We start from the raw sequence: 24841 nt of genomic DNA on the forward strand, positions 1-24841 counted from the left end.
TCCGCTGGTGGCCGACGAGCCGACGACCGCCCTGGACGTGACCGCGCAGGCGCAGATCCCCGACCCGCTGGGCGGTCTGGTCGCCGACGGTACGGCCCTGCTGCTGATCAGCCACGACCTGGCCGTGGTGAGCCGGCTCGCCGACCGGATCGCGGCGTACACGGCCCGGTGCGCGGCGACGGACACCCGCTGCCGTACCGCCCTGCCGGAGCCCACGGCCGGTGCGGACGGGCGTCTGACGCTGTGCTGGCACCCCGGCACCCCGCTGCCGACACCGGCCGTGCGCCGGACGGGCCCCGCCGCGGTCGACCGGGGCCGCGAAGTCTCCCGCGAACAGCCGCTGCTGGAGGTCCGGGAGACCTCCAAGCGGTTCCGGGCGCCGGGCGGCGGCTCCCGTACGGCGGTGAGCGGGGTGTCGTTCCGGATCGCGGCCGGCGAGACGTTCGGCCTGGTCGGCGAGTCCGGGTCGGGCAAGACGCCCACGGCGCGGATCGTGCTGGGCCTGGTGGAACCCGACGAGGGGACCGTGCGGTTCGACGGCAAGGCCCGCAGCGGGCTGCCCGAGCGGGCGCGCCGGGCCCAGCGGCCGCGCCGCCAGGTCGTACACCAGGACCCGCTCGGTTCCTTCGACCCCCGGCACAGTGTGCGGCGCGCCGTCGGGGAGACGGCGGGCAGCGGCAGCGCGTCGCGACCGCCCGGGCCCTGGCCACCCGGCCCCGGCTGATCGTCTGCGACGAACCCGTGTCCGCGCTGGACGTGTCGGTCCAGGCCCAGGTGCTCGACCTGCTGGCCGAACTCCGGCGCGAACTGGGCGTCGCCCTGCTGTTCATCTCGCACGACCTCGGCGTCGTCCACCATGTCAGTGACCGGGTGACGGTGATGAAGGACGGACGGCTCGTCGAGACCGGGCCGGTGGAGCGGATCTTCGGCCGTCCGTCCCATCCGTACACGCGGGAACTGCCGGCCGCGCTGCAGCGGCCGGACCGCGACCAGGAAGGACAGGGATCACGGGCATGACGACCGACCTCGACACCGAGCTGTGGATCCGGCGTTTCCATCCCGCCCCGGAGGCGGCTGTCCGGCTGGTGTGCTTCCCGCACGCCGGCGGGTCGGCCGGGTTCTACTTCGGGCTCTCGGCACTGCTGCACCCGCGGGTGGAGGTACGGGCCGTGCAGTATCCGGGGCGGCAGGAACGCCTGGCGGAGCCGCAGATCGCCGGCATCGAGAGCGTGGCCGCGACGATCGCCGGTGTGCTGGCGCCCTCCTGGGATGCGCCGACCGCGTTCTTCGGTCACAGCATGGGGGCCGTGGTCGCCTACGAGACGGCCCGGCTGCTGGAGCGTACGACGGGCTCCGGGCCGGTCGCCCTCTTCGCCTCCGGGCGGCGGGCGCCGTCCACCGTGCGTCCCGCCGAGCAGCTCCATCTCGCCGGCGACCGGGAGCTGGTCGCGGAGATCGTCCGCCAGGGCGGCACCCCGGCCGCGCTGCTCGACGACCCCGAGCTGGCCGCGATGTTCCTGCCGGCGCTGCGCGGCGACTACCGGGCCATAGAGCGCTACCAGCACCGGGCGGGCCCGCCGCTCACGGCCCCGGTCACCGTCCTGACCGGCCGTGCCGACGCCAAGGTGACGGCGGCGGAGGCACAGGCCTGGGAACGGCACACCACCGGTCGCACCGAGGTGCTGGCCTTCGGCGGCGGGCACTTCTTCCTCCTCGAACACCAGGAGCGGATCGCCGAGTCGATCCTGGCCCGGCTGTTCCCGCCCGCCCCGGCCGCCCCCGGACCGGCCTGACGTCCGGGCCGCCGCCCCGACCTCCATGGATGTCACCGACGGCGTTGACGTCCCCGGCACAGACAACGCCACCGCGACGTGGGAGATGTGGAGCCTGCTGTGGTCCTACTGGAACGTGAGAGCCAGGTGACGCGACTGCGAGAGATGCTGGCCGGCTGTCTGGCGGGCAGAGGCGGCGTGGCCGCGGTCAGCGGGCCGGTCGCCGGCGGCAAGACGGAGCTCCTGCACGTCCTCGGTGAAACGCGGACGCGGCCGGTGCCGTGGTGCTGCACGCGACGGCCCGGTGCTCGGAACAGCAGGTCGCGCTGGGGGTGGTCGGCCAGCTCTTCCGCCACCAGCACTTCTCGCCCGCCGACCGGGAGCGGGCGCTGCGCCTGCGCGCCGAGACGACCGCGATCGCGCCGTGCGACGCCGACCTCCAGACCCACGGTCCCACCCCCGCGCAGGTCTGCCAGACCCAGTGGCAGCTGCTGCGCGGCCTGTCGTTGCGCCGGCCGGTGGTGGTGCTCGTCGACGATCTGCACTTCGCCGACGCGGCGTCCCTGGACACCCTGACCTATGTCGGGCGCCTGCTGCGCACCGACCGGCTGCTGCTCGTGGTGGCCGAGCGGGACACCGTGTCCGGGTCGACGACCAGGGAGCTGTCCTGGCGCACGTCCCTGGTCCGGCAACGGCACTTCACCCAGCTCCGGGTGCCGCCGCTGTCCCCCGCGGGCACCCGGGAACTGCTGACGCAGCTGATCGGACCGGCCCCCGCGAGCGGCACCGCGGCCATGGCGTGGCACCGGCTGAGCGGCGGCAATCCCCTGCTGCTGCGGGCGCTCGCGGAGGACCATCACGAGCACGCCGCCCGCCGCCCGGCCGGGGCCCGGCCCGACCTCTCGGAACCGGTCGCGGGCGAGGAGTACGGCCGGGCGGCGGACGCCTGCGTCCGCCGCGCCGGAGAGGGCTGCCGGGACACCGCCCGCGCGCTCGCGGTGCTGGAGGCCTCGGGCTCGCACCACCGGCTGGCCCAGCCGCTGGGCCGGCCGCGGGCAGCCGTCGACGGGACGCTGGCCGCGATGGACGTGTTCGGCGTCCTGGACGGCGGGCGCTTCCGGCATCCGGCCGCCCGCGCGGCCGTGCTGGCCGGCATACCGGCCGCCGAGCGGGCGGAGCTGCACCGCACCGCGGCCCGGCTGCTGCACACGGTCCGGCGAGTCCGACTCGGCGATCGCCGTCCACCTGGCGGCGGCCCGGCACGGCCGGGAACCGTGGGCGTTCGCCGTGGCGCTGGAGGCGGCACAGGACGCGCTGCGCCGCGACGACACCTCGTTCGCCGAGTCCTGCCTGGACGTGGCCGAGGCGTCCTGCGCGAACGACGACCAGCGGGTGACGGTGACCATGCTGCGCAGCCTCGTCGACTTCCGCACCGATCCCGACACCGCCTGCCGACGGCTGCGTCCGCTGGTCGCGGCGCTGCGGGAGGGCCGGCTGTCGGGCTGCCAGATCGTGGCGCTGCTGGGCCGGCTGCTGTGGCACGGCGGCGGCGACGAGATCGCCCTCGCGCTGCGCAGCCTGGAGCGCTCCGCGGAGGCACTGGACTCGCGCTTCACCGCGGACTACCACGCGGCCCGGCAGTGGCTGCACGCCTCCCGGCCGCCGCTGCTGCCCCGGCCCACCGCCCGGGTCCGCCCGCGCCGGCCGGCCGCGTGGGGCACCGACGCGCCCCGGCGGATGGCCGACGCCCTGAACCGGCTGCTGCGGTCGGGGCCCGACGCGGAGACCTTGCGCGGCGCCGAACTGACCTTGCAGACGACCCTGTTGGACGACACCAGCTTCGACACGATCCACCAGGCGCTGTCCGTGCTGATCTACGTCGACCGCTGCGATCTCGCGGTGACCTGGTGCGATCTGCTGCTGCGTGAGGCCACCCGGCGCGATGTGCCCACGTGGCAGGCGCTGTTCGCCGCGCTACGGGCCGAGATCGCCGTCCGCCAGGGTGACGCCCGGCTCGCCGAACAGCGGTCCCGGCAGGCCATGGGGCTGCTGTCGCTGCGTGGCCGGGGCGTCCTGATCGGGTCCCCGCTGGCCAGTCTCCAGCTGGCCGCCACCGCGACGGGCACGGTCACGGACACCGGGAGCCCCGCGGTGTCGGCCCTGCCCGAGCAGCTGTTCCAGCGGGCGCTGCGCGACGGCGGCGCCGAGGGGCTGCGCGAGCGGGTCCGGGAGGCGGTGCTGGACGGGCAGCGGCTGACGGCCGACGAGATCCTGGTGGTCAGGAGGGGCGCGCTGCCCAAGACCTCCAGCGGGAAGGTGCAGCGGCGGGAGACGCGCCGGCGCTATCTGGCCGGCGAGTTCGGGACTCCCCAGGCGACCGGCTCGGGAGTTCGGCGATGACCGGCGTGCCGGCTCGGGCAAGGGCTCTGGAGCGGACGGAGGCGCGGGGGCTGACCGGTCCCACCGCGGTCCCGGGTGCGAGGATCCTCGGTCTCGGGGCCCACCGGCCCGCGCGGGTGGTGTCCAACGCCGAGGTCGCGGTGGCGATCGATTCCAGCGACGAATGGTTCCGGCGCAGGTCGGGCATCGCCGCCCGGCGCTTCGCCGCGCCGGACGAGTCGGTCGTCGAGATGGCCACGGCCGCCTCGCTCAAGGCGCTCGCCCAGGCGGGCGTCGCGCCCGACGCGGTCGACACCGTGCTGCTCGCCTCCATGTCCCAGCTGGAGCAGTCGCCCCCGGCCGCTCCCCGGGTCGCCCACCGGATCGGGGCCCGTGCGGCCGGTGCGCTGGACGTGGGCGCCGCCTGCGCGGGTTTCGTGCACGCGCTGGCCACGGCGGACTCCCTGATCCGGTCGGGCAACAGCCGGCACGTCGTGGTGGTCGGAGCGGAGCGGATGACCTACATCGTGGATCCCACGGACCGCGGCACGGCCTTCCTCTTCGGTGACGGTGCCGGCGCGGTGGTCGTCGGTCCGGCGGCGGAACCGGGGATGGGCCCGGTGGTCTGGGGTTCCGCCGGCGACCGTCACGAAGCCATCGCCCATTCCCGGCCCTGGCCCGTCCCGGGCACCCCGGCCGCCGCGGTGCCCACGCTGCGCATGGACGGGCCCGCCGTGTTCCGGTGGGCGGTGGCCACGGTGCCGGCGGCGGCCCGCGCGGCCCTCGGCGCGGCGGGCGTGGCCGCCGCCGACCTGGCCGCGTTCGTCCCGCACCAGGCCAACCTCCGCATCGTCGACGCGGCGGCGGCCGCACTGCGGCTGCCGCCCCATGTGGTGGTGGCCCGGGACATCGTCCGTACGGCCAACACGTCGGCGGCGTCGATTCCGCTGGCCATGGAGGAACTGCTCGCCCGGGGAGCGGTCCCGCGACGCGGCCTCGCCCTCCTGGTCGGCTTCGGCGCGGGCCTCGGCCACGCGGCCCAGGTGGTGGCGCTGCCTTGAGGAGGACCGGCGGGCGCGGAGCCCGTAGGCGCGAAACCGGCGAGCGTGGCACCGGCGTTGACGGAACCGGCCCGCCGGGTCGAGTACCCGGGCCTCCCACCGGCTCCCCCGATCCGGATGAGCGCCCATGCCCGGCCGGGCACCGACCCGGCGATGGCCATGAACATCGTCGGAACGGTCCGCTCGCTCCTGGCCGAACTGGCCGCGTCCGGACCGGACACCGTCGCCCCCGCTACGGCAGCCGGGCAGGACGGTCTGACCGACGACCAGTGGCAGGCGGTCGTGCCGCTGCTCCCGCTCGGCGAGCGCGGGCCCTATCCGGAGGGGCTGCGCGATCAGTTCGACGGAGTCATGTGGCGCTTCCGCACCGGCAGTTCATGGCGGAACATGCCCGCCCGCTACGGCGCCTGGCAGACCGTCCACCACCGCTTCCAGCAGTGGGCCCGGGCCGGCACCTTCGAGTCGCTGGTACGCGCCTCCGGGACGACGGTGACACGCCCTCAGCTCCTCGACCCCTTGCGCAAGGCGGCCGAGGAGGAGCGCAGACTCCGCACCCACTCCGAGGCGTCTCCGCCCGCATGACCGGTACTTCTATCACCGTCCGCCCGCCCGGCGGCAGCCTTCCGCAGCATCGGCCCGACTTCTCTCATTCGTATGCAGTTCTGTACACGGTTCGTGTGCTGGTTCACGCTCCCGCGCTTGTCAGCTTTCCGCCGCCCCGCCTGCCCAATCCCGTGCGGCCCGCTCCCGCGCCGCCCGGATCAGGCTTTTCTCCTCCTGGGTGAGCAGCCGGAGCAGCTTCTCGTTCTTGACCCAGTCGTTCATGAGGGCATGGGATCCGCCCAGACTCAGGGAATAGGCCCACATGCTCCGCCCTCTGCGTTCCCCGTGCCATTCCGCGGCCCAGGTGACCAGGTGGTGGATTTTCTGCTCTGACGTGAACTTCGAGATCGACATACGTGCCATCCGTCTACCTGTCGTACCGCGAAGGCAGGGGCGCCGGCTCTCCGTGAGGCCGGCCGGCGCCCCGTCTTCGCACCGGAGTCAGCGGCGGTGCGCTCCGCAGCGGAGAGCGTGCTCCACCGCTGCGGCCATGGCCTGCTGGCCCTGGGCATTGGGGTGGGCGGGGGCGGTCGGAGCCGCCGCCACCAGGGGTTCGATCCAGCGTTCGCCGGCCGGCCGGCACATGTCGTGTCCTGTGGTCGGGGTGTAGGTGTCGACGTAGCGGGCGCCGTTCGCCGACGCCTGCCGGGCGAGCATGGCGTTGAGCTTCTTCTCGGTGTCCCGCAGATAGCCGAAGTCACCGGCGGCCAGGGGCATCACGGAGCTGGTGCAGCCGACCCCGTCGTCCGGGAACAGGTCGGGATAGCCGACCACCAGGACCCTGGCACGGGGCGCCCGCTGCCGGACGGCGTCCAGCGCCGCGGCGATCTTCGGGGCGGTGTCCTCGACGCGCTGCTCCAGCTGGTCGGTGCCGTCGCTCGTGAAGAAGGTCTGGCACGGGTTGCCCGTCGGGTCCTTGGCCGCGAGCCCCGCGCAGGTGGCCAGGTCGCTGGAGAAACCGATGTCGTTGCCGCCGATGGTCAGGGTGACCACGTCCGTGTCCGCGCCCAGCGCGTCCAACTGCGGCAGCTGCGCGCCCTGGGGACCGGCCAGCGCGGTCGTCGTGGCGCCCGCACAGCTGACGTCGGTCAGCCGCGCGTGCGTGGCCGCCGCGAGGAGTGCGGGATAGTTCCGGTCGGACCGCGCGCACGCGGAGTCGACCTGGGTCGGGATGCCGGGGCCGGAGGCGTACGAGTCGCCGAGCGCGACGTAGCCCACGGTGTGCGCGGCGGGTGTCGCGGCGCTCGCCGGTATCGCCCCCGCGGTGGACAGCGCCATCGCGCAACACGCCACCGCGGCGCCTCGCAGCAGGCCCCGCCGCCCGGGGGATCTCTTGGTCTGCTTGTTGTTCAAGTCCGTCCATTCGTCAGGCCCCGGGAGAGCTCGTCGAGCCGCTCCGACGACAGTCGTCAGATGTGGGGCGATGTACTGACGTGAGATCAAACGAAACCCGGGCCAGGGAGGTTCACTCGCTCCGGAGGTTCCGCTCAGGACTGGGGGTAGCCGCGCTCGGCCAATGCGGTCCGCAGGGCCCTGAGGGCCAGGTGGGTGCGGGATTTGACGGTGCCGCGGGGTATGCCGAGGAGCTGGGCGGTCCGTGCCTCGGACTGGTCCAGGAAATGGGCGTGGACGAGGATCTCGCGGTGCTGGAGGGAGAGGTCCGCCAGGGCCTCGCGGACGATCTTCTTGCTGAGGGCGCGCTCGACGTGTTCGGGGCCGGGCAGGTCGGCGAGGGTGGCGTCGTCGGTCTCCGGGGGACGGGCCTGGCGGGCACGGTGGCCGTCGATGACGAGGTTGCGCAGGACGGTGACGAGCCAGGGCCGCACCCCCTCCGCGCCGGGGTCCAGGGAACCTGCATGCCGCCAGGCCCGCAGGACGGTCTCCTGCACCATGTCCTGGGCCTGGTGGGTGTCGCCGCACAGCAGCCCCGTCGCCACTCTCACCATGAACATCCCGTGCTTGTCGTAGAGAGCACGCACGAACGCCTCGTCGCCCGCCCTGTGCCGGCCACGGCCGCTCGGTCGCTGCTGGTCCGTGCCCCGGTCGCCTGTGCTGTGTTTCATGCCCGCGTTCCCCGCGCGCCGGTACCCGACGGAAGACGCGCAAACTCGTTGAAAGCTGAACGGGCCAACCCTTGGGGGGACTACTTGCCAACCACTTGCTGTCCGCTTAACGGGCACTCAGCTGCGAGGACAGCCGCGCGAAAGGGGAACCACGGCCCATGACAGGACCACGTGCCGCGCCGCTCGGAAAGCGCGCCGTCGGGGTCGTATGCCGTCGCCGTCGTATGCCGTCCACTGCTGTTACGGGGCGCACCGAGAAGGGGTTCACGGCCGGAGTTCGGTGAAGGCGGGACTCTTACGGTCTGTCCGCCCCGGTCTGCGTGCTCCGCTCAGCGGTGCCGGCCCGGGCCGTTCAGCACTCCGCTGAAGCAGACCATGACGAAGGGGTTGCCGGAGAGCCATTCGTGGGCCCGGTCCGCGGCGGTCTCCTGGCTGGGACCGGTCCGGTGGCAGGCGTCCAGCTTCTCCAGCAGAGCGCCCACCGCGCGGTGGGCCAGCGGTTCGAGCACCTGGGCGTGGGCCCGGTGCGCGCGCTCCAGCCACACCCGGACGTCGTCGGACGCGCCGGGGCCGGGTACGCCGAACGTCGCCACGACGGCCAGGCCGACGGCGGAGACGGCTCTGCGGTCGAGCGGCGCCATGGGGCTGTTCCAGACGGTGCTGAAGATCGTCCGCGCGTCGGAGAGACGACGCTCGTGGAGTGCGAGCACCGCGCGCAGGATGGCCGTCGCGGCCCGCAGATCGTCCGCACTCAGTTCGTCCGCGAGTCGGTCCAGCTCCGCCAGCCGTGCTTCGGCCGCGTCGAACGCCCCTTCCGCGATGTCCAGGCAGGCGATCCTGAGGGCGATGTACGCGTAGAGGGCTCGCGCGCCGATGCGGCGCAGGATGCGCGCGGCTTCGTTCCAGTGCTCCCGGGCCCGGTCCCGCAGGCCGCCGCTCTCCTCCGCGTCGCCGCAGGAGATGAGGGAGTACGCCCGCGCGAAGTCGTCGGACGCGGCGCGGGCCGCCGAGACGGCGGCCAGCCCGTGGCCGCGGGCGCCTTCGACGTCCCCGCGCTGGAGGCAGTGGATCGACCAGTTCACGTGGAGGACCGTGCGGTCCCAGTGGAACTCCGTGCCCGCGACGCCCTTCTCCGCGAGTATGAAGAGCTCGTCCACGTCGTCCTGCCCGTTCAGCATCGCGTGCATCGGCTCGAAGCAGGGCCCCAGGACGGCGAGGTCGGGGTTCTTCGCCTGCCGCCACTCCGTTCTGAACCGGTCGATGAACGCGCGGGCCTCGGCGTGCCGGCCGACCACATGGCTGAGCCAGACGAGCCAGGCGAGGGTGTAGAAGAGTGCCCGTTCGTCCTCCGCGGTGGGCGCCGCGGCCCGCTGCCCCTGTACCGCCGCGTCGTAGGCCTGAAGGCTGCGCTGGAGCCGCTCGATTCCCTCTTCCTCGCGGCCGCTGATGTTCCAGTAGTAGCCGAGCCGTGCCTCCAGCGACAGGACCTGAGTGTCCTGGACCTGTCCAGCATCAGGTCCGACGCCGTCCTGATGGTGGCGGACTCCGCGGTGAGCCGCCTGACCCATTCCCCCTGGTCACCGGACGCGATTCCGTCGCCGGCCTCGCGCACGAAGTCCAGGGCCCATGCCATGAGGCGCTCCTCCGCCTCGGCCGCCCTCCCCTCGTCCCGGAGCCGGGCCAGCGCGTACTCACGGACCGTCTCCAGCATGCGCAGCCGGTTGCCGTGCGGTGTCGGCACGGAGAAGACGAGGGACTTGTCGACCAGTTGCGCCAGCACGTGCAACAACTGGTGCCTGCACTCCTCGTCCAGTGCGACCGCCGTCTCCGCGACCTCGACGGAGCACCCGCCGACGTACAGGGCGAGTTCCGTCAGCACCCGCTGCTCGGTCCCGTCGAGCAGCGCGTAGCTCCAGTCCAGCACCGCACGCAGGGTCCGGTGACGGGCCGGTGCCGTCCGCTCCCCCTTCGTCAGCAGCACGAAACGGTTGTCCAGACGGTCCTCGATCTCCCGCACCGACAGCAACCGCACATGGGCGGCGGCCAGTTCCACCGCCAACGGCAGGCCGTCCAGCCGGCGGCACAGCGACCGGATGTCCCGCGCCGCCGCCTCGTCCCCCCGGAACGACGGATCGATCATCACGGCGCGTGCCGCGAACAGGTCCGCGGCCTCCGTGTCCGGCATCGGCGCCAGCTGGTACAGCACCTCGCCCCGTGCCCCCAGCGGCGCCCGGCTCGTGGTGACGACCGTCAGCGAGGGGCAGCTGCCCAGCAACGTCCCCACCAGCGGGGCGACCGTGTCCAGCACATGTTCACAGTTGTCGAGGGCGAGCACCGCGTCCCGGCCCGCGAAGAACGAGATCAGCCGGTGTGTGTAGTCGTGCGGCGGCTGATCCGGCCGTACCGACGCGTCGGACAGCCCCAGGGCACCGGCTACGGCGAGCAGCACACCCGCGTCGTCGGTCGAGGCCAGGTCCACCCACCACACGCCGTCGCAGGAGGACTCCAGCACCGCGCCGGCCTCCAGCGCCAGCCGCGTCTTGCCCACGCCCCCGGGCCCCACCACAGTGACCAGCCGCGCCCCGCCGACCGCCTCGCAGAGCCCTTCCAGGTCTCCCCTCCGGCCCACGAACGGGCCCAGCGGACGGCTCAGGTTCCCCTTCCGCGCGGGCGACGCGCCGCCGTCCACGCGCACCGCGTCCGCCGCTCCCGCGGCCCGGACCGACGGATCGTGCCGGACGAGCGCCGCGTGCAACGACCGCAGCTCCAGCGACGGAACGACCCCCAGCTCCGCCTTGAGCAGCCGGCACCCCTCCTCGTACACCTCCAACGCGTCGGCCAGCCGCCCCGAGCGGTAGAGCGCCAGCATCAGCCGCTCACGCAGCCGTTCCCGCAAGGGCCAGCCGGCCACCAGCGCCTTCAGCTCCGGCACCAGCTGTTCCGCACGTCCCAACTCCAGCCCCGCCGCCGCGGCATCCTCCAGCGCACCGAGCCGCAGATCCTCCAGACGCGACCGCTCCGAGCCGAACACCCGGCCTTCGAGATCGTCCAGAGCCCGGCCGCGCCACAGCGCCAGCCCTTCCCGCAAGGCTGTCTCCGCCTCGTGGTGGGCGCCTGCCTTGAGGTAGTCGTGTCCCCGTCGGACCGCGGCCTCGAACCGGACCGTGTCGAGCGCGTCCTCCGGCCTCAGGTCGACCTGGTAGCCCCCGTGCCGTGACAGCAGCCGCTCGTCCTCGCCCTGCGCCGCGAAGGCCGCGCGGAGCTTGGTCACCTGGACCTGAAGGGCGTTGACCGGATCCTTCGCCTCGCGCTCCGCCCACAGGTCGTCGATGAGCGTGTCACGCTGGACGACCGCTCCCCCGGCGAGGAGCAGCCGCGTGACGATCGCGCGGGAGAGGGCGCCGGGAAGCACGACGGCACCATGATCGGAAACCAGTTCAAGGGGTCCGAGGAGCCGGAAGTGCATGACGTCCTCTTTCACGTTTCGGCCTGCGGGCCGGGGTCTCCCACGGAGCTGACACCGCGGGCGGTCAGGCTAGTCGCTCCGGGGGATGTCCCGGAGACGGCTCGCGGCCCGGGCCCGCGGCGGGACGGAGCCTCCTGCCCCGGCCGATCAGAATCCGGTGAGAGTCGTCTTCCCGATGGCGGCGCCGCTCTCCTGGACGCGGTGGGCCTCACGGAGGTTCGCGGCGTTGACCGGGCCGAGGTCGCGGGTGGCCGTGCCGGTGAGAATTCCGGCGTCGACGAGGCGGGCGACCTGGGTGAGGATGTGGTGCTGCATGTTCTGGTCCTTCGTGCGGAACATCGACCGCGTGTACATGAACTCCTGGTGGAAGGAGATGCTCTTCGCCTTGAGCACTCCGACGGGCAGCGAGTCGAAGTCGTCGATGGCGACGATCTGGCCGAAGGGGGTGAGCGCCTCGGCGTAGTCGGCCAGGTTGTGACCGGTGGCCGTGGTGCTGAAGACGAAGTCGATGCCCTCCGGCGCGACTTCGGCCAGCTGCGGGCCCAGCGGCCTGCGGTGGTCGATGACGTGGTGGGCACCCATCCGGCGCGCGAAGTCGACGCTCTCGGGGCGCGACGCCGTACCGATGACGGTGAGACTGGTCAGGGCACGGGCCAGCTGCACGGTGATCGACCCCACGCCGCCGGCGGCCGCGGTGACCAGCAGCGCGCCGGTCTGATCCAGGGCACCCGAGCGCAGCCCCAGCCGCTCGAACAGCCCCTCCCACGCGGTGAGCGAGGTCAGCGGCAGCGCGGCGGCCTCGGCGAAGGAGACCGTCGTCGGCTTACGGGCGACGATCCGCTCGTCGACCACGTGGTAGCGGGAGTTGGCGCCGGGGCGGTCCAGCGCACCGGCGTAGTACACCTCGTCGCCCACCGAGAAGAGTTCCACCTCGCCGCCGACGGCGACGACGGTCCCGGCCGCGTCCCAGCCGAGCACCTTCACCTCACCGCCCGGGTCGACGTTCTGCCGGAGCTTGTAGTCCACCGGGTTGACGGCGATCGCCTCGACCCGCACCAGCACATCCCTGGGCCCGGGCTTCGGGGTGGGCAGCGTGACGTCGACCAGGCTCTCGGCATCGTCGACGGGCAGCGACTTGCGGTAGGCGACCGCGGGCATCGTCGCGGGGATGTCGTACGTGTCGTTCATGGTGGTCCGGCCTTTCCACGTGTGCGTGATCCGAGAGCTGCGGACGGTGCCGCTCCGCTTCGGATTCATCGAGAGAACGTGGCCGCGCCGACAGGACACGCGCGGGCGGTTCCGCGACTTCGACCACGTCGGCGACAGTACGAAATGGATAGTGGTTACCCGCAAGGGCCCATGGTTCCCATTGGGTACTATTACTGCATGACGACGACAGCACACCTGTGTGACGACCCGAAGAGCGTCTATCTCGCCGCCTGCCCCTGCCGGGACATGCTGGATCTGCTGGCCAACAAGTGGAGCGCCCTCGCCCTGGGCGCCCTGGAGGACGGGCCGGAGCGCTTCGGAGCACTGCGCGCACGGCTGCAGGGGGTGAGCCCCAAGGTCCTCACCCAGACGCTGCGCCGCCTGGAGGAGCACGGCCTGGTCCACCGCGAGATCTACCCGGAGATCCCGCCCCGCGTCGAATACAGCCTGACCCCGCTCGGCGAGGACGCCTGCCGCCCCCTGGCCCACCTGCGCACCTGGGTGGAGGAGAACATCGAACGCTTCCCGGCGTCCCAGTGACACAGCGGCTCCCCGGCGGTCCCGCGTCGCCGTGCCGACGAGAGCCGGCCCCGGTGAACCGCTCCGGCCGCCCGCCCGTATCACAAGCGGCTGGGACTCTCCCTCGTTCCCAGCCGCTCCGGACCCGGCCTGTCTTCCCCCGGCGCGCGTCGGGTCCGGACCTTCTGCCGCACGGCCACGCCGCACGGGGAAGCGGGGAAGCAGGGAGTCGGATGCTTGCTCCGTGGTCGAGCCGCACGGTGAGGCGGTGCGGATAAATCGAACTGCCTCATGCGCGCCCAAAAGGGCCCGTCCTGACCCGCCCGGCGCGCGACCGACCGGGCGGTCCGCCGTGACCAGGGTGTTCGGCTTCGTCATGAACCTTTGGGGCCCGGTCGTCGTAGAGCAAGCGAGTCGCCGGGGGAACGGAGACCATTCCAGGAGACCGCAGCGTGAAATGCGAGCAGGAGAAGTCACAACTGGCTGCCTATGCCATGGCAGCCCTTGATTCCGAGGAGTCCGAAGGCGTCAGCAGGCATCTGCGTGCATGCCCGGGTTGCGCTGCCGAGACGGACGACATCCTCGCGACCTTGTCCAGTCTCCGCGACCTGCCCGAGGAGGAACTGCTCGGTGACTGGTCCGGGAGGATCCCCGATCTCCGGGAGGCCGCGGTGCGGGCCGTGCTGGCGGAGGCTGTCGTGGTGCCTCCGCTCGACCCGGTGACGGTGCGGAGGTCTTCGAGGGCCCGCTGGAGCTGGGCGGTCGCCGCGGGCGCCGCCGGCGTCGTGCTGGGCTTCGGTGTTTCGCTTCTGGCCGCACCGGATCGGCCCCCCGGCAGCGCCCCCGCCCGCCCGGCGGGCCTGTCGGTCCTGCGGGCGACGGGAGCCGACGGCATCGCGGCCTCGATCGAACCCCAGCGCACGGGTTGGGGTACGCGCGTGCTGCTGGAACTGAGCGGGGTCAGCGGCCCGCAGAGCTGCTCGCTGGTCGCCGTGTCCCACGACGGCAAGGAGGAGACGGCGTTCACCTGGCAGGTACCCGAGGGAGGGTACGGTCTGCCCGGATCGGCCAAGGAGCGGCTGCTGGGAACCGGCGGTGTCGGCATTCCGCCCGGCGAGGTCACGTCGTACGTCATCCGCACCGCACAGGGCAAACAGCTGCTCAGCATCGCGAGTTCGGCCGCCACCGCCTGAGGGAAGCGGGCGAGGGGCGGTTCCCGGCGCTGCGTGGGCACCGGTGAACCACCCCTCTCGGCTGTCCGACGGATCTTGCGGCGCGAAACCCCCTTGGAGAGCTGGTGCGGGCCACGGCAGGATGATTGCGCGTCACCAGCCATGTGAGGGGAACGGTGGATGAGGCAGAACCGGCTCGGGAAGAGCAAGGTGCAGGTCACGGAGCTGGGCTTCGGGGGCGGTCCGCTCGGCGGGCTCTTCGAGCCGCTCGACGACGAGACCGCCGCGGAAGCTCTTGAGGCGGCCTGGGACAGCGGGATCCGCTACTTCGACACCTCTCCGCACTACGGCATCGGGCATTCCGAGCGCCGCATCGGTGACCTCCTGCGCGACAAGCCGCGCGAGGAGTGGACGCTGTCGACGAAGGTCGGCAGGCTGCTGGTTCCGCAGGACCCGGCGGGCCGGATGGACGAGCCTTTCGTGGTGCCCGCGACGCACCGTCGGGTGTGGGACTTCACACGAGACGGTGTTCGGCGCAGCGTGGAGGACTCGCTCGAGCGGATGGGCGTCGACCGTATCGACGTGCTGTTCCTGCACGACGCGGAGGAGCGTTTCGAGGACGCGTTGCGTGAGGGCTACCCGGCCCTCGCCGAACTGCGTGCCCAGGGGATGGTGGGCGCGATCGGCGCGGGGATGTACCACCCGGGCAAACTGACCCGGCTGGTAAAGGAGTCGGACGTCGATGCAGTGATGCTCTCCGGCCGTTACACGCTGCTGGACTCCAGCGCCCTCGACGAACTGCTGCCTGCCTGCACGGACCGGGGGGTCTCGGTGCTTGCGGCATCGATCTTCAATTCCGGCCTGCTCGCCACGGCCCGCCCCGCCGAGAGTGCCACCTTCGATTACGTGCCCGCCACCCCGCAGATACTTGAGCGCGCACATCGCATGGCTGATGTCTGCGAGGCACATGGTGTGACCCTGCCGGCCGTGGCGATGGCCTTCCCGCTCCGCCACCCGGCCGTGTCGGGCATCGTGGTCGGCATGCGCACCGCGGACGAAGTGCGGCGCAACGTCGCAGCGTACGGCGTGGAGATCCCCGCAACGCTCTGGGACGATCTGCGAGGCGAAGGGCTTCTGGACGAGCGGGCGCCGGTGCATGCCTGACGTCCCCCGAATCATGATCGGGCGGCCAGGACCTGAGGAGCGGTAGCAGGGGGCGCAACACCGTCGAGCGGGCGGTCCTAGGCGTTCTGTTCTCCGGGCCGGATTGCACCTACGTCGAGGAGAGCCTCGCCGCCGCCGTCCACCACGATGTCCGCCCCGTTGATCCACCCTGCCTGGTCCAGCAGGAAGATCACGACCTCGGCGATTTCGTCCGGGGTGCCGTGCCGGCCGATGCTCGTGTGGAAGCCGTCGAGGAGGTCCGGGTCCGCCGAGTCGTAGAAGGCCTGGAGGATCGGTGTGGTCACCGGTCCTGGGCTCACACTGTTGGCACGGATCCGTCGCGGCATCAGGTCGACGGCGAGTTGCTTGGTCCAGAGGGTCAACGCCTGCTTCGAGAGCCGGTAGGCCGTACTGCCGTCGAGTCGCCCTTCCCGCGCCCAGGCGACACCCTTGTCAAAGGAGGTCTGTTCGAGGACCTCGTCGACAGCGGGCCGGTTGGTCGCCCACCCCACGCCCAGGGTCGATGCCAGATTGACGACGGCGCTGCCCTCGGAGAGCCGGGGCAGCAGTTCCCGGGTGAGGTGACGGGGCGCGAACATGTTGACCGCCAGCACCTCGTGCGCTTCCTTCGTGCCCGGTAGTCCGGCGATGTTGCAGAGCCCCGCCACGGTGGTCGGCAGCGCGGCGACGGCGTCGTCGATGGAGGTGACATCGGTCAGGTCGCACCGGAGGTAGGGCACATCGGCGGTAGGGGCGACTCGGTCGAGGACGACGACATCGCGTCGGGCGCTGACCAGGCGCTCCACCACGGCGGCCCCCATACCGGAGGAACCCCCGGTCACGACGACCGGTCCCCGGTGTCGGCCGGGCACAGGTCCGTTGTGCACAGCAGGACTCTTCATTCGGCTCATTCTCCCGTGGTCTCTCTGTGTCAAATAAGTGGAAGGCGCCTTGAGGGCGAAACAGCGGTGGGCGCGGCCGGAGTCCGGTCAGCGCTGGCCGGGGGCGTATGTCTGGCCCAGGCCCGCGGGGGCCCTGGTGGCGCCGGGCCGACTGCGTTCCCGCCAGATGCGTACGACGAGCACCACTACCGTCAGCACGTACGGGACCATCCTGAGGAACTCCGAGGAGACCGGCCATTCCTGGGCCTGGCCGACGCTGCCCAGCACCAGCAGGACGCCGAAGGCATAGCTGGTCAGGAGCAGGCGTACCGGGGCCCAGCCGGCGACGGTCACCAGCGCGAGCGCGACGAAGCCGGTGCCCGCGGTCATCTCCGACCGCCAGGCCTGCACGATCACCACGCTCAGGACGGCGCCGCCGAGGCCCTGCAATATCCCCCCGATCGCGACGTAGGCCAGCCGCCACCGGACCACGTTCAGGCCTGCCGCGTAGGCGGCCTGCGGATCCTCGCCGACCGCGCGCAGGTTGAGGCCGTGGCGGGTGCGCCCGAGCATGAGCGCGGCGGCCAGGGCGAGGAGCACGCCGAGGTAGACGACCCAGTGCTGGTCGAAGAGGATCGGCCCGATGTAGGGGATGTCGTGCAGCAGCGGCACCGGTGTGGGACGGACATGGAACGGCAGCGAGGTCTCGGTGTAGGGGTTGCCGATCTGGGCGGACAGCCCCGCGCCGATGAACCACAGGGCGAAGCCGATGAGCAGCTGAGGCGCCCGGATCTTCAGGGCCGGGAGCCCGAAGAAGACGAGGCTGAAGAGTCCGCCGGCCGCGCATCCGGCCAGCAGGGCGGCCGGGAGAGAGCCCGTGCCGTGTGCGGTGACGAATCCGAAGACGGCACCGACGAGCATGACGCCCTCGATACCGACGTTGAGCACTCCGGAGCGCTCGGCGAGCAGGCCGCCGAGCCCGGCGAACACGAGGGGCGTGCCGGTGACGATCGCCAGCGCCAGGGAGGTCTGTAGGACATGCCACGTCATGGTGTCGCCTCTTCCTTGACGGGTCCGACGGGAGCGACGGGTGCGACGGGTCCGGTGCGCCGGAACCGGTACCGGGCGAGCGAGTCGCTGGACGCCGCCATGAGCAGCAGGATGCCCGTGAGCATGAGGGTCACCTCCGAGGAGACGCCGGCGATCTGCAGGGACACGCCGGCCGCCGCGACGAACGCCAGCACGAGCGCCACGGGTACGGAGAACGCCAGGGAACCGGCGGCGATCACCGCCACCGCGATCGCGATGTAGCCGGTGTTGTCGGAGAGTTGGGTGGAGAGTGAGTGCACCTGGTCCAGCTCGACCACGACTCCTGCCAGCCCGCCCACTCCGCCGGAGAGCACGAAGACGGCCGCGCGGACCCGGGCGGCGTTCGTTCCGGCGTATCTGGCGGTGCGTTCGTCCGCGCCCACCAGTGCCGTCACCGGTCCGACGGCCGTGTAGCGGAAGGCCGCCCAGAGCAGCAGGGCGATCAGCAGGGCGAGGGGGAAGCCCAGCCCGACGGTGACCGCGCCGAGGGAGAACTGCGGGAACCAGGCATCGGAGGCGACCGGCCGCGAGCTCACCTGGCCGACGGCGAGTGTCCTGGTGGGGGCCCAGGGGCCGGTCGCCCAGTACTGGAGCCACAGGGTGGCGACGAAGTTGAGCATGAGCGTCGTGACCGCCTCGCTGACTCCCAGGTAGGCGCGGGCCAGCGCGGGGCCCGTGGCCCAGAGCGCACCGCCGACGGCCCCGGCGGCGATCATGAGCGTGGCCAGCAGGCCGCCGGGCAGCCCCGGTGCCGCGTAGGCCACCGCGGTCGCCAGCCAGGCGCCCATGGCGAGCTGTCCCTCGACCCCGATGTTCCACAGGCCCGCGCGGGCCGCGACGGCGACCGCACAGCCGGCCAGGACCAGCGGCGTGGCCAGCTGGATCACCTGGCTGACGCCGAGGGAACTGCCGAAGGTCGAGGTCGAGACGACCGTCCACAGGTTCGCCCCGAGGCCGGTCTGCACGGCGAGGAACACCCCGCCGATCAGCAGGCCGAGCAGCATCACCAGCGCGCGCAGCCAGGCCGGGGCGAGCGCCTGGGCGTCGACCATGTCGAGGCGCGGAAGCCGGCCGGGCCGGGCGTGGCCGCGGGCCGGCGTGGCCGCCGGCGCGGACGGAAGTGCCGTGGGTTCTCTCATCGGGTCCGTCCTTGTGCGTCGCTCGGATCCGCCGGTTCGGTCACGCCGCCCATCAGCATGCCGATGCGCTCCCGGTCGAAGTCCGGCCGCTCGAAACCGCCGAGGATCCTGCCTTCGTAGGCCACGACGATCCGGTCGCTGAGCGCCATCACCTCGTCGAGGTCCTCGGACACCAGCAGGATGCCGACGCCCTCGTGCCGGATGGCCAGGAGGGCGCGGTGGACGGCGGCGGTCGCCGCGATGTCCAGGCCGCGGGTCGGGTGGGAGGCGACCAGCAGACGGCTGCTCGCCTCCAACTCCCGGTAGAAGATGAGGCGTTGTGCCTGTCCGCCGGAGAGTGTGGCGGCTCGGCGGCCGGGGTTGACGCCGCTCAGATCGGCGGTCTCCATGACCTCGGCCGCGTGGCGGCGCATCGCCGGGCGGCTCACCAGCGGGCCCCGGCGCACCGGTGCCCGGCGGATCCGCCGCATGCTCGCGCTGAGCGCGATGGGCGCGTTCAGGGCGAGGCCGCTGCCGATGTCCTCGGGGACGTGGCCCACGCCGGCGTCGAGAAACGCCCGGGGGTCGTGCCCCGTGAGGGAGACGTCGCCGATCGCGATGTCGCCGTCGGTGAGGCGGCGTGTCCCGGTGAGTACCTCGGCGAGTTCCCGCTGGCCGTTGCCGGCCACTCCGGCCACTCCGACGATCTCCCCCGCGTGTATGCGCAGGTCCACCGCGTGCAGGGCGGCGAGGCCGCGGTCGTCGACGGCGTGTGCGCCGGTGAGGGTGGCGACGGGCGGGCCGATCGGAGCCGGTTGCCGTTCGGGGGCCGGTACGGTGCGGCCGACCATCAGCCGGGCGAGCGAGCCGGTGGTGCAGTCGCCGGTCGGCAGGGTCGCCACGTTGCGGCCGCCGCGCAGGATCGAGATGCGGTCGGCGATCTCCAGCACTTCGGCCAGCTTGTGCGAGATGAACACGACGCTGTAGCCGCCCGCCGTCATCTCCCGTACGGCCGAGAAGAGTTGGTCGACCTCGTGCGGGGTCAGCGCTGCCGTGGGCTCGTCGAGTACGAGGGTGCGGGCACCGCGGACGAGGGTTCGCAGGATGGCCACCCGTTGCATCTCGCCGACCGACATCTGCCCGACCTGCGCGTCGGGGTCCACCGCGAGGCCGAACCGTTCGCCGAGTTCGGTCGCCCGGCGGCGCAGTCGGCGGTCGGATATCGCGAAGGAGGTGGCCTCCCAGCCGACGTGCAGGTTCTCCGCGACCGACATGTTCCGCACGAGCTGGTAGTTCTGGTGCACGATGCCGAGGCCGTGCCGGAGCGCGTCCCGTGGCGTGCGCGGGCGAAGGGCCGTGCCGTTCAGGGAGACGGTTCCGGTGTCGGGGCGGCAGACCCCGCTCGCCACGCTCATCAGCGTGGTCTTGCCGGCGCCGTTCTCGCCGAGCAGCGCGTGCACCTCGCCGGTCCGGACGTCGAAGTCGACGTCGGACAGCGCGTGCACCGGGCCGAATCGCTTGGAGATGCCCGTCAGGGCCAGGGCGGGGGCGGCGGGGACCGCGTGGAGTGTGCCGCTCGCCGGGGTGGCGGCGGGGTCGGCCGTCCCGCCGCGGGTGCCGGGCCGGCTGTTGTCCGCGTCGTTCTTCGGTACGGTCATCGTGATCATCCGCCGATGACGCCGGCGACGGGCCAGGACCAGTTGGCGTAGACGACGCCGTCCGGGTCGCGCGGGTCCAGCTCCTTGCCCGCGGGAACGCGGACCTTGCCCTTGGCGTCGCTGATCGGTCCGGTGAACGGGTTTGCTCCGCCCTTGATCTCGGCGTACCGCTTCTCGACCTTCGCACGCACCGACGCCGGCACGTTCTTCCCCCACGGACCGAGGGACAGGTCGACGGTGTGGGCGGCGGTGCCCCAGTTGAGCTGCCCGGACTTCCACTTGCCCGCGAGCAGGTTCGTCAGGTCCTGCTTGAAGACCTCGGTGAGCGCCGGCTGCCAGAGCTGCGAGGTGACATAGGTGCCGGGTGCCTCGCCGCGCTGGTCGGTGTACAGGCCGAAGCTCCAGGCCTTGAGGCTTGCCGCGGCCTTCGGGGTCGCGGGGTCGTCCATGTAGTGCGCGATGACGTCCGCGCCGCCGTTGACCAGCGTCTTGGTTGCGGACACCTCACCGGGCGGGTCCGAGAAGGAGTTGAGGTAAACGTTGTGGACCTTGCAGTCGGGCCGCACCGAACGGCAGCCCAGGGCGAAGCTGTTGACGAGCGCGGTCGAGCCGGGGAGCTTGATCGCGTTGACGAAACCGGTGTCGCCCGACTTGGTGAGCAGTCCGGCCGCGACGCCCTGGAGGTAGAACATCGGGTTGGAGTCGACCCAGTACCCGGCGGTGTTGGCCGGTAGTTGGCCGACCGGGTAGCCCTCCAGGCAGTGCTTCTTCGGGTACTTGGTGCAGGCGTCCGTGAACAGGGGCCCGGCGGTGGCGGCGTCGACGATCAGATCGGTGCCGGTCTGGAAGAGCTGTTCCGTCGTCTGCGTGAGTTGCTTGTCGAAGGGAAGGTCGTCGACGACCTTGAGGCTGAACCTGCTCGGCCCGACGGCGGCGATGGCCGCCTTGACGGCGTTGATCTGCACCTGGCCGTAGGGGGTCTCCTGCGGGCCGGAGTAGATCACGGCGATATTGATCTTGCCGTTTCCGGCGGCTGCCCCGTCCGTGCCCGTCGTTCCCGTCGTGCCGCAGCCGGTTGCCGCCACGACCGTTGTCAGCACGGTGCTGACGAGGAGTCTCTTGCCTGACTTTCCTGACTTGCCTGTGACGCGTGTACCCATGTGCATTCCTCGGTGCGTGGCATTGCCGTCGGATGAGGGAACTGCGCACCGCCACGGCATGGTCGCCGTGGGGCGTAACGGGCTTCACTCAGCGGGGAGTTCGGCCTGCAAGGTGTGGATCTCGGATGCGAACCGGCCGCGCAGGGCGCGGCGGTCACTGTCGTCGAGCCAGGTCGCGTCGACGCCGTTCATGACGCACTGGACGAGCGTCTGCCGGTCGAGGTTCTCGGTACTGGCGACGCCGTGGAACTCCTTGCCCAGGTCGGTGGGGATGACCGCCGGGTCGTCACTGTTGATCGACACCTTCAGACCCGCCTCGATCATGCGGCCCAGTACCGGCTGCCCCATCTGGATGAGGCTGACGGTCCAGCAGCCGGTGAACGGCAGTCCGCGGTCGACCGCCCGCTTGACGAGCTCGGTGTCGTTCAGGATGCCGTAGCCGTGGTCGATGCGGTCCACGCCCAACTCGTCGATGGTCACGGCGACTTCCTCGGCGGAGCCGCGCTCACCCGCGTGCGCGGTGCGCTTCAGCCCGTGCCGGCCGGCCATCCGGTACGCCTCGACGAACTTCGCCGGCGGACCGAGTGCTTCGTTGTTGTCCATGCCGATGCCGAGCACCTCGTCACGGCGGTGGGCCACCACCTGCTCCACCATCTCGACAGCGGCCGCCGCTGGCAGCGTCCTGTTGATGGAGGGGATCAGCCGGGCCACGATGCCGAGATCGCGCTCGGCGGCGCGGATGCCGTCGACGAGGCCGTCCACCTGGGTGGCGTACGGCACCGACGGATGGTCGGTCGGCGAGAAGAAGAGCTCCGCGTACCGCACATTGCCCGTCTTGACCTGCCGTTCCAGTGCCGCGTAGATGGCTCGCTCGAAATCGGCGCGGGTCCGCAGCGCGGCACAGATCATCCCGTAGAGCTCGAGGAAGTCCTCGAACGAGCTGAACGCATAGGGGTCCGTCCCGGCGGCCGAGCGGACCGGGACTCCGTTGGCGCGGCTGATGTCGAGGTAGGTCTGCACCGGGATCGCCCCCGGAAGGTGGCAGTGCATCTCCACTTTCGGCAGTCGGCGGGCGAACACGTCCAGGCCCGCCGAGCCGGCGCCTGATGCTGTCTCCGTCATCCTGGTCGCCTCCACTAAATTCCGTATACGGTATGTGGTGCGCATACGCTAGCCACGGGGTATGGCACTGTCAACACCCGGCACATCGATCGTCGCGATTGCCGTCACCAGGACTCTGAGCAGGCAAAACCAGCTCGGCCAGGCTGTCCGGTCACGTCTGCCAGGACGCCGGCCCGGGCGCCGGGCGTGCGGATCGGCCTCGCGAAAACGGGAGACGGAGCCGTCCCAGGCCGTCCGCCCGCGGCTTCGCGCGGCGGCCACGCGGGCGGGGGCTGGGTAGGCTGAGTGCGCGGGGCGGGCCGCACCCCGAAACGCATTTCGTATTCCGTATACTCGGTACTGTATTCAGGACAGGGCGCGCAAGGCCCCATAGAATGCCGGCTGCGACCTGTTGTCCGGTCCGAGAGGAGCAGTAATGCCACTGCGGGCTGTGGAGCCCCGAACAGAGCGGCTCGCCGACGTGGCCTACCACCGCATGTGCGAGGCGCTCGTCGACGGCACGCTGCGTCCGGGCGACCGCCTGGTGATGGACCGCCTCGCGGCGGAGCTCGGCATCAGCCGGACTCCGGTCCGTGAGGTCCTCCAGCGCCTGGAGCGGGAGCGGGTCATCCGTCCCACCGGCGGCAAGGGCTACGAGGTCTGCCTTCTCGACACGGAGGACCTGGACCAGATGTACCAGGCGCGCGAGGCGGTCGAGGGTTACGCGGCCGCGTATGTGGCGAAGGCCCCCGCGCAGGTGCGCCGGCAGGTGGCCGACGCCTTCGCCGCCGCCACCCAGATGCCGCTGACGTCTCCGCTGGAGGTCTACCGGGCCAACCGCGCCATCCACCGGTCGGTGGTCGAGGCGACGGGCAACCGGCATCTCGTCGAGATGTTCGACCTGGTGTGGAGCCGCGGCCTTCCTTCCCAGGTCTGGGCCGATCTGATCGAACACGGCATCTCCAGCAGCGACCTGACCAGTGAGCACGAGGATCTCTTCGCGGCGCTCCAGTCCGGATCCGCCACCAAGGCACGGAACGCGGCAGTCGCCCATATCCGCTCCGGCCGCCGGCTGCACTGACTCCTGCGACCGGTGGCGCCCCGCTCAGGCGGGCGCGGCCACCGGCCGCAGTCCGTCGAGCCCCTTGCGCACGCCCTCGGCCAGGATGCCGAGTTCGTCGTCGGTGATGCAGAGCGCGGGTGATATCTGCAGGGCCCCACAGGCGAAGGGACGGGTCAGCACGCCGGCTGCACGGATCGCGTGGACGGCGCGCGGGACGAGGGAGGGGTCCTGGGCCAGGAGTCGCGGGTCGATCTGGACACCGGCCATGGCGGCGGGACCGGTGCGCACATCGCTCACCACTCCCGTCCCCGCGAGGTCCCCGAGCAGCTCCGGCAGGCACGAGGCGATGCGTGTCGCCGCGGCCGGCAGATCGTGGTCGCGGAGGTAGTCCAGGTTCGCCAGCGCCGTGGCCGTCGCCGCGGCATGGCCGCTGTAGGTGTAGCCGTGCCGGAACACCTCGCCGCCGCCCTCCCAGAACGGTGCGGCCACCCGCTGATGGACCAGTACGGCGCCCAGGGGCAGATAGCCGCTGGTCAGTCCCTTGGCGCAGAGCACCAGGTCGGGTTCGAGGCCGAACGCCTCGCCGGCGAACCAGGTTCCGGTGCGTCCCAGCCCGGCGGTCACCTCGTCGCTGACGAAGAGAACGCCGTGGCGTCGGCAGATCTCGGCCACCTCGGTCAGATAGCCGGGCGGCGGGAAGTGGACGCCGCCGGCGCCGATGACCGGCTCGCAGACGAAGGCGGCGATCCGCTCGGCACCCAGTTCGTCGATCACGGCTTGCAGCGCGTGCGGATCGTCGCGGTCGATCAGACGGGTGTCCGGCAGCAGGGTGCCGTAGCCGACCCGGTTCGGGGCGATGCCGCTGATCTGGGTGGCTGCCGCGTGCATGCCGTGATACGCGTCGCGACGGCTGACGACCACCGTGCGATCGGGGCGTCCGAGGAGCTGCCAGTACCGCCGGACGTACTTGATGGCGGTCTCCACGGAGTCCGATCCGCCACTGGTGAAGAGGACCTTCCAGGCGCCGCCGGGAGCCAGTGCGGCCAGGCGTTCGGCGAGCTCGTCGGCCGCCTCGTTGGAGTACTCGCCGAAGGTCGAGTAGGCGTGCATGCGCAGCAGCTGCCGGTGCGCGGCGTCGGCGATCTCACGGCGTCCGTAGCCGGCGTGGCAGAACCAGAGGCCTGCCGTGGCATCGAGATGGCGGCTTCCGTCGGCGCCGGTCAGCCAGACGCCGTCGCCGTCGGTGAGGACGACCCGGTCGTGCGGTGCGGACATGTTCTGGAACGGACGCCAGTGGGCGGCGGTGGAGGTGGTCGGAGTACCGGGCATGGCGGGTGTCGCTCCCTTTCGCGATGGAGGGCAG

At 71.9% G+C, this 24841-nt stretch carries 22 protein-coding genes and 1 pseudogene; 9 read left to right on the forward strand and 14 right to left on the reverse strand.

The window, feature by feature from the left end; translation table 11 throughout:
• Nucleotides 1-4: 4 nt before the first annotated feature.
• Both ACWGKQ_RS29660 and ACWGKQ_RS29665 read left to right on the forward strand, forming a co-directional pair.
• Nucleotides 5-1017, forward strand: a pseudogene (locus tag ACWGKQ_RS29660) (ABC transporter ATP-binding protein); the annotation flags it as partial.
• On the forward strand, nucleotides 1014-1793 hold the full coding sequence (locus tag ACWGKQ_RS29665; RefSeq protein ID WP_453295057.1) for a thioesterase II family protein: 780 nt from the start codon (nucleotides 1014-1016) through the stop codon (nucleotides 1791-1793). The pseudogene ACWGKQ_RS29660 and the gene ACWGKQ_RS29665, both read left to right, overlap by 4 nt.
• Nucleotides 1794-2349: 556 nt before the next feature.
• On the opposite strand, the gene ACWGKQ_RS29670 is transcribed toward ACWGKQ_RS29665, so the two are convergent.
• Nucleotides 2350-2568, reverse strand: a complete 219-nt coding sequence (locus tag ACWGKQ_RS29670; RefSeq protein ID WP_453295058.1) for a hypothetical protein — start codon at nucleotides 2566-2568, stop codon at nucleotides 2350-2352.
• A 491-nt stretch (nucleotides 2569-3059) separates the two neighbouring features.
• Here ACWGKQ_RS29670 and ACWGKQ_RS29675 point away from each other — a divergent pair, with 491 nt between their 5' ends.
• From ACWGKQ_RS29675 to ACWGKQ_RS29685, 3 genes are all read left to right on the forward strand, one after another.
• Nucleotides 3060-4172: a hypothetical protein gene (locus ACWGKQ_RS29675; protein WP_453295059.1), complete on the forward strand. Its 1113-nt coding sequence runs from the start codon at nucleotides 3060-3062 to the stop codon at nucleotides 4170-4172.
• Nucleotides 4169-5212 (forward strand): beta-ketoacyl-ACP synthase 3, encoded by a 1044-nt coding sequence (locus tag ACWGKQ_RS29680; RefSeq protein WP_453295060.1) that lies wholly within the window; start codon nucleotides 4169-4171, stop codon nucleotides 5210-5212. The genes ACWGKQ_RS29675 and ACWGKQ_RS29680 overlap by 4 nt, the downstream gene beginning before the upstream one ends.
• A gap of 117 nt (nucleotides 5213-5329) precedes the next feature.
• The gene (locus ACWGKQ_RS29685; RefSeq protein WP_453295061.1) at nucleotides 5330-5794 is read left to right on the forward strand and encodes a transposase; all 465 of its coding nucleotides are present in this window, start codon (nucleotides 5330-5332) and stop codon (nucleotides 5792-5794) included.
• A 120-nt stretch (nucleotides 5795-5914) separates the two neighbouring features.
• Here the strand turns inward: ACWGKQ_RS29685 and ACWGKQ_RS29690 are convergent, their stop codons facing one another.
• The 6 genes from ACWGKQ_RS29690 to ACWGKQ_RS29715 all read right to left on the reverse strand — a co-directional run bounded on the left by ACWGKQ_RS29690 (nucleotide 5915) and on the right by ACWGKQ_RS29715 (nucleotide 12532).
• Entirely contained in the window at nucleotides 5915-6169 is a 255-nt protein-coding gene (locus ACWGKQ_RS29690) for a hypothetical protein (protein WP_453295062.1), read from the reverse strand.
• A gap of 87 nt (nucleotides 6170-6256) precedes the next feature.
• Entirely contained in the window at nucleotides 6257-7093 is an 837-nt protein-coding gene (locus ACWGKQ_RS29695) for an SGNH/GDSL hydrolase family protein (protein WP_453295113.1), read from the reverse strand.
• A gap of 209 nt (nucleotides 7094-7302) precedes the next feature.
• Nucleotides 7303-7878: a sigma-70 family RNA polymerase sigma factor gene (locus ACWGKQ_RS29700; protein ID WP_453295063.1), complete on the reverse strand. Its 576-nt coding sequence runs from the start codon at nucleotides 7876-7878 to the stop codon at nucleotides 7303-7305.
• Nucleotides 7879-8207: 329 nt separating this feature from the next.
• Nucleotides 8208-9056, reverse strand: a complete 849-nt coding sequence (locus ACWGKQ_RS29705; protein WP_453295064.1) for a hypothetical protein — start codon at nucleotides 9054-9056, stop codon at nucleotides 8208-8210.
• Complete coding sequence (locus ACWGKQ_RS29710; protein WP_453295065.1) at nucleotides 9050-11344, reverse strand: BTAD domain-containing putative transcriptional regulator; 2295 nt, start codon at nucleotides 11342-11344, stop codon at nucleotides 9050-9052. Before ACWGKQ_RS29710 ends, ACWGKQ_RS29705 begins: the two co-directional genes overlap by 7 nt.
• 147 nt (nucleotides 11345-11491) lie before the next feature.
• Nucleotides 11492-12532 (reverse strand): zinc-binding alcohol dehydrogenase family protein, encoded by a 1041-nt coding sequence (locus ACWGKQ_RS29715; protein WP_453295066.1) that lies wholly within the window; start codon nucleotides 12530-12532, stop codon nucleotides 11492-11494.
• 198 nt (nucleotides 12533-12730) lie between these two features.
• Here ACWGKQ_RS29715 and ACWGKQ_RS29720 point away from each other — a divergent pair, with 198 nt between their 5' ends.
• From ACWGKQ_RS29720 to ACWGKQ_RS29730, 3 genes are all read left to right on the forward strand, one after another.
• Nucleotides 12731-13093, forward strand: a complete 363-nt coding sequence (locus ACWGKQ_RS29720) for a winged helix-turn-helix transcriptional regulator (protein WP_453295067.1) — start codon at nucleotides 12731-12733, stop codon at nucleotides 13091-13093.
• Between the two features lie 569 nt (nucleotides 13094-13662).
• The gene (locus ACWGKQ_RS29725; protein ID WP_453295068.1) at nucleotides 13663-14265 is read left to right on the forward strand and encodes a hypothetical protein; all 603 of its coding nucleotides are present in this window, start codon (nucleotides 13663-13665) and stop codon (nucleotides 14263-14265) included.
• A 159-nt stretch (nucleotides 14266-14424) separates the two neighbouring features.
• Nucleotides 14425-15408, forward strand: coding sequence for an aldo/keto reductase (locus ACWGKQ_RS29730; protein WP_453295069.1), 984 nt, complete (start codon nucleotides 14425-14427; stop codon nucleotides 15406-15408).
• Between the two features lie 77 nt (nucleotides 15409-15485).
• Here ACWGKQ_RS29730 and ACWGKQ_RS29735 read toward each other — a convergent pair whose 3' ends face one another.
• The 6 genes from ACWGKQ_RS29735 to add form a co-directional block, all read right to left on the reverse strand.
• The gene (locus ACWGKQ_RS29735; protein WP_453295070.1) at nucleotides 15486-16250 is read right to left on the reverse strand and encodes an SDR family oxidoreductase; all 765 of its coding nucleotides are present in this window, start codon (nucleotides 16248-16250) and stop codon (nucleotides 15486-15488) included.
• A 147-nt stretch (nucleotides 16251-16397) separates the two neighbouring features.
• Nucleotides 16398-17339 (reverse strand): ABC transporter permease, encoded by a 942-nt coding sequence (locus tag ACWGKQ_RS29740; protein WP_453295071.1) that lies wholly within the window; start codon nucleotides 17337-17339, stop codon nucleotides 16398-16400.
• A complete protein-coding gene (locus tag ACWGKQ_RS29745) occupies nucleotides 17336-18517 on the reverse strand; it encodes an ABC transporter permease (RefSeq protein WP_453295072.1) in 1182 nt (393 codons plus the stop codon). The genes ACWGKQ_RS29740 and ACWGKQ_RS29745 overlap by 4 nt, the downstream gene beginning before the upstream one ends.
• Nucleotides 18514-20154: an ABC transporter ATP-binding protein gene (locus tag ACWGKQ_RS29750; RefSeq protein WP_453295073.1), complete on the reverse strand. Its 1641-nt coding sequence runs from the start codon at nucleotides 20152-20154 to the stop codon at nucleotides 18514-18516. The genes ACWGKQ_RS29745 and ACWGKQ_RS29750 overlap by 4 nt, the downstream gene beginning before the upstream one ends.
• Nucleotides 20155-20159: 5 nt before the next feature.
• Nucleotides 20160-21314, reverse strand: coding sequence for a BMP family ABC transporter substrate-binding protein (locus tag ACWGKQ_RS29755; protein ID WP_453295074.1), 1155 nt, complete (start codon nucleotides 21312-21314; stop codon nucleotides 20160-20162).
• Nucleotides 21315-21398: 84 nt separating this feature from the next.
• Nucleotides 21399-22436: an adenosine deaminase gene (gene add / locus ACWGKQ_RS29760; RefSeq protein ID WP_453295075.1), complete on the reverse strand. Its 1038-nt coding sequence runs from the start codon at nucleotides 22434-22436 to the stop codon at nucleotides 21399-21401.
• Between the two features lie 415 nt (nucleotides 22437-22851).
• Here add and ACWGKQ_RS29765 point away from each other — a divergent pair, with 415 nt between their 5' ends.
• Nucleotides 22852-23496, forward strand: coding sequence for a GntR family transcriptional regulator (locus ACWGKQ_RS29765; protein WP_453295076.1), 645 nt, complete (start codon nucleotides 22852-22854; stop codon nucleotides 23494-23496).
• Nucleotides 23497-23520: 24 nt separating this feature from the next.
• Here the strand turns inward: ACWGKQ_RS29765 and ACWGKQ_RS29770 are convergent, their stop codons facing one another.
• A complete protein-coding gene (locus tag ACWGKQ_RS29770) occupies nucleotides 23521-24807 on the reverse strand; it encodes an aminotransferase family protein (protein WP_453295077.1) in 1287 nt (428 codons plus the stop codon).
• Between the last annotated feature and the right edge of the window lie 34 nt (nucleotides 24808-24841).

The sequence above is a fragment of the Streptomyces sp. NPDC054770 genome (assembly GCF_053611985.1).

What these genes read in the sequence shown, in the direction of transcription:
- add (WP_453295075.1), bottom strand. Translation starts at nt 22,436, where the DNA reads ATGACGGAGACAGCATCAGGCGCCGGCTCGGCGGGCCTGGACGTGTTC.
- ACWGKQ_RS29670 (WP_453295058.1), bottom strand. Translation starts at nt 2,568, where the DNA reads ATGGCCGCGGTGCCGCTCGCGGGGGCCGGTCCGATCAGCTGCGTCAGC.
- ACWGKQ_RS29765 (WP_453295076.1), top strand. Translation starts at nt 22,852, where the DNA reads ATGCCACTGCGGGCTGTGGAGCCCCGAACAGAGCGGCTCGCCGACGTG.
- ACWGKQ_RS29685 (WP_453295061.1), top strand. Translation starts at nt 5,330, where the DNA reads ATGAGCGCCCATGCCCGGCCGGGCACCGACCCGGCGATGGCCATGAAC.
- ACWGKQ_RS29665 (WP_453295057.1), top strand. Translation starts at nt 1,014, where the DNA reads ATGACGACCGACCTCGACACCGAGCTGTGGATCCGGCGTTTCCATCCC.
- ACWGKQ_RS29695 (WP_453295113.1), bottom strand. Translation starts at nt 7,093, where the DNA reads ATGGCGCTGTCCACCGCGGGGGCGATACCGGCGAGCGCCGCGACACCC.
- ACWGKQ_RS29720 (WP_453295067.1), top strand. Translation starts at nt 12,731, where the DNA reads ATGACGACGACAGCACACCTGTGTGACGACCCGAAGAGCGTCTATCTC.
- ACWGKQ_RS29750 (WP_453295073.1), bottom strand. Translation starts at nt 20,154, where the DNA reads ATGACCGTACCGAAGAACGACGCGGACAACAGCCGGCCCGGCACCCGC.
- ACWGKQ_RS29690 (WP_453295062.1), bottom strand. Translation starts at nt 6,169, where the DNA reads ATGTCGATCTCGAAGTTCACGTCAGAGCAGAAAATCCACCACCTGGTC.
- ACWGKQ_RS29730 (WP_453295069.1), top strand. Translation starts at nt 14,425, where the DNA reads ATGAGGCAGAACCGGCTCGGGAAGAGCAAGGTGCAGGTCACGGAGCTG.
- ACWGKQ_RS29710 (WP_453295065.1), bottom strand. Translation starts at nt 11,344, where the DNA reads ATGCACTTCCGGCTCCTCGGACCCCTTGAACTGGTTTCCGATCATGGT.
- ACWGKQ_RS29740 (WP_453295071.1), bottom strand. Translation starts at nt 17,339, where the DNA reads ATGACGTGGCATGTCCTACAGACCTCCCTGGCGCTGGCGATCGTCACC.
- ACWGKQ_RS29745 (WP_453295072.1), bottom strand. Translation starts at nt 18,517, where the DNA reads ATGAGAGAACCCACGGCACTTCCGTCCGCGCCGGCGGCCACGCCGGCC.
- ACWGKQ_RS29715 (WP_453295066.1), bottom strand. Translation starts at nt 12,532, where the DNA reads ATGAACGACACGTACGACATCCCCGCGACGATGCCCGCGGTCGCCTAC.
- ACWGKQ_RS29680 (WP_453295060.1), top strand. Translation starts at nt 4,169, where the DNA reads ATGACCGGCGTGCCGGCTCGGGCAAGGGCTCTGGAGCGGACGGAGGCG.
- ACWGKQ_RS29700 (WP_453295063.1), bottom strand. Translation starts at nt 7,878, where the DNA reads ATGAAACACAGCACAGGCGACCGGGGCACGGACCAGCAGCGACCGAGC.
- ACWGKQ_RS29755 (WP_453295074.1), bottom strand. Translation starts at nt 21,314, where the DNA reads ATGGGTACACGCGTCACAGGCAAGTCAGGAAAGTCAGGCAAGAGACTC.
- ACWGKQ_RS29705 (WP_453295064.1), bottom strand. Translation starts at nt 9,056, where the DNA reads ATGCTGAACGGGCAGGACGACGTGGACGAGCTCTTCATACTCGCGGAG.
- ACWGKQ_RS29770 (WP_453295077.1), bottom strand. Translation starts at nt 24,807, where the DNA reads ATGCCCGGTACTCCGACCACCTCCACCGCCGCCCACTGGCGTCCGTTC.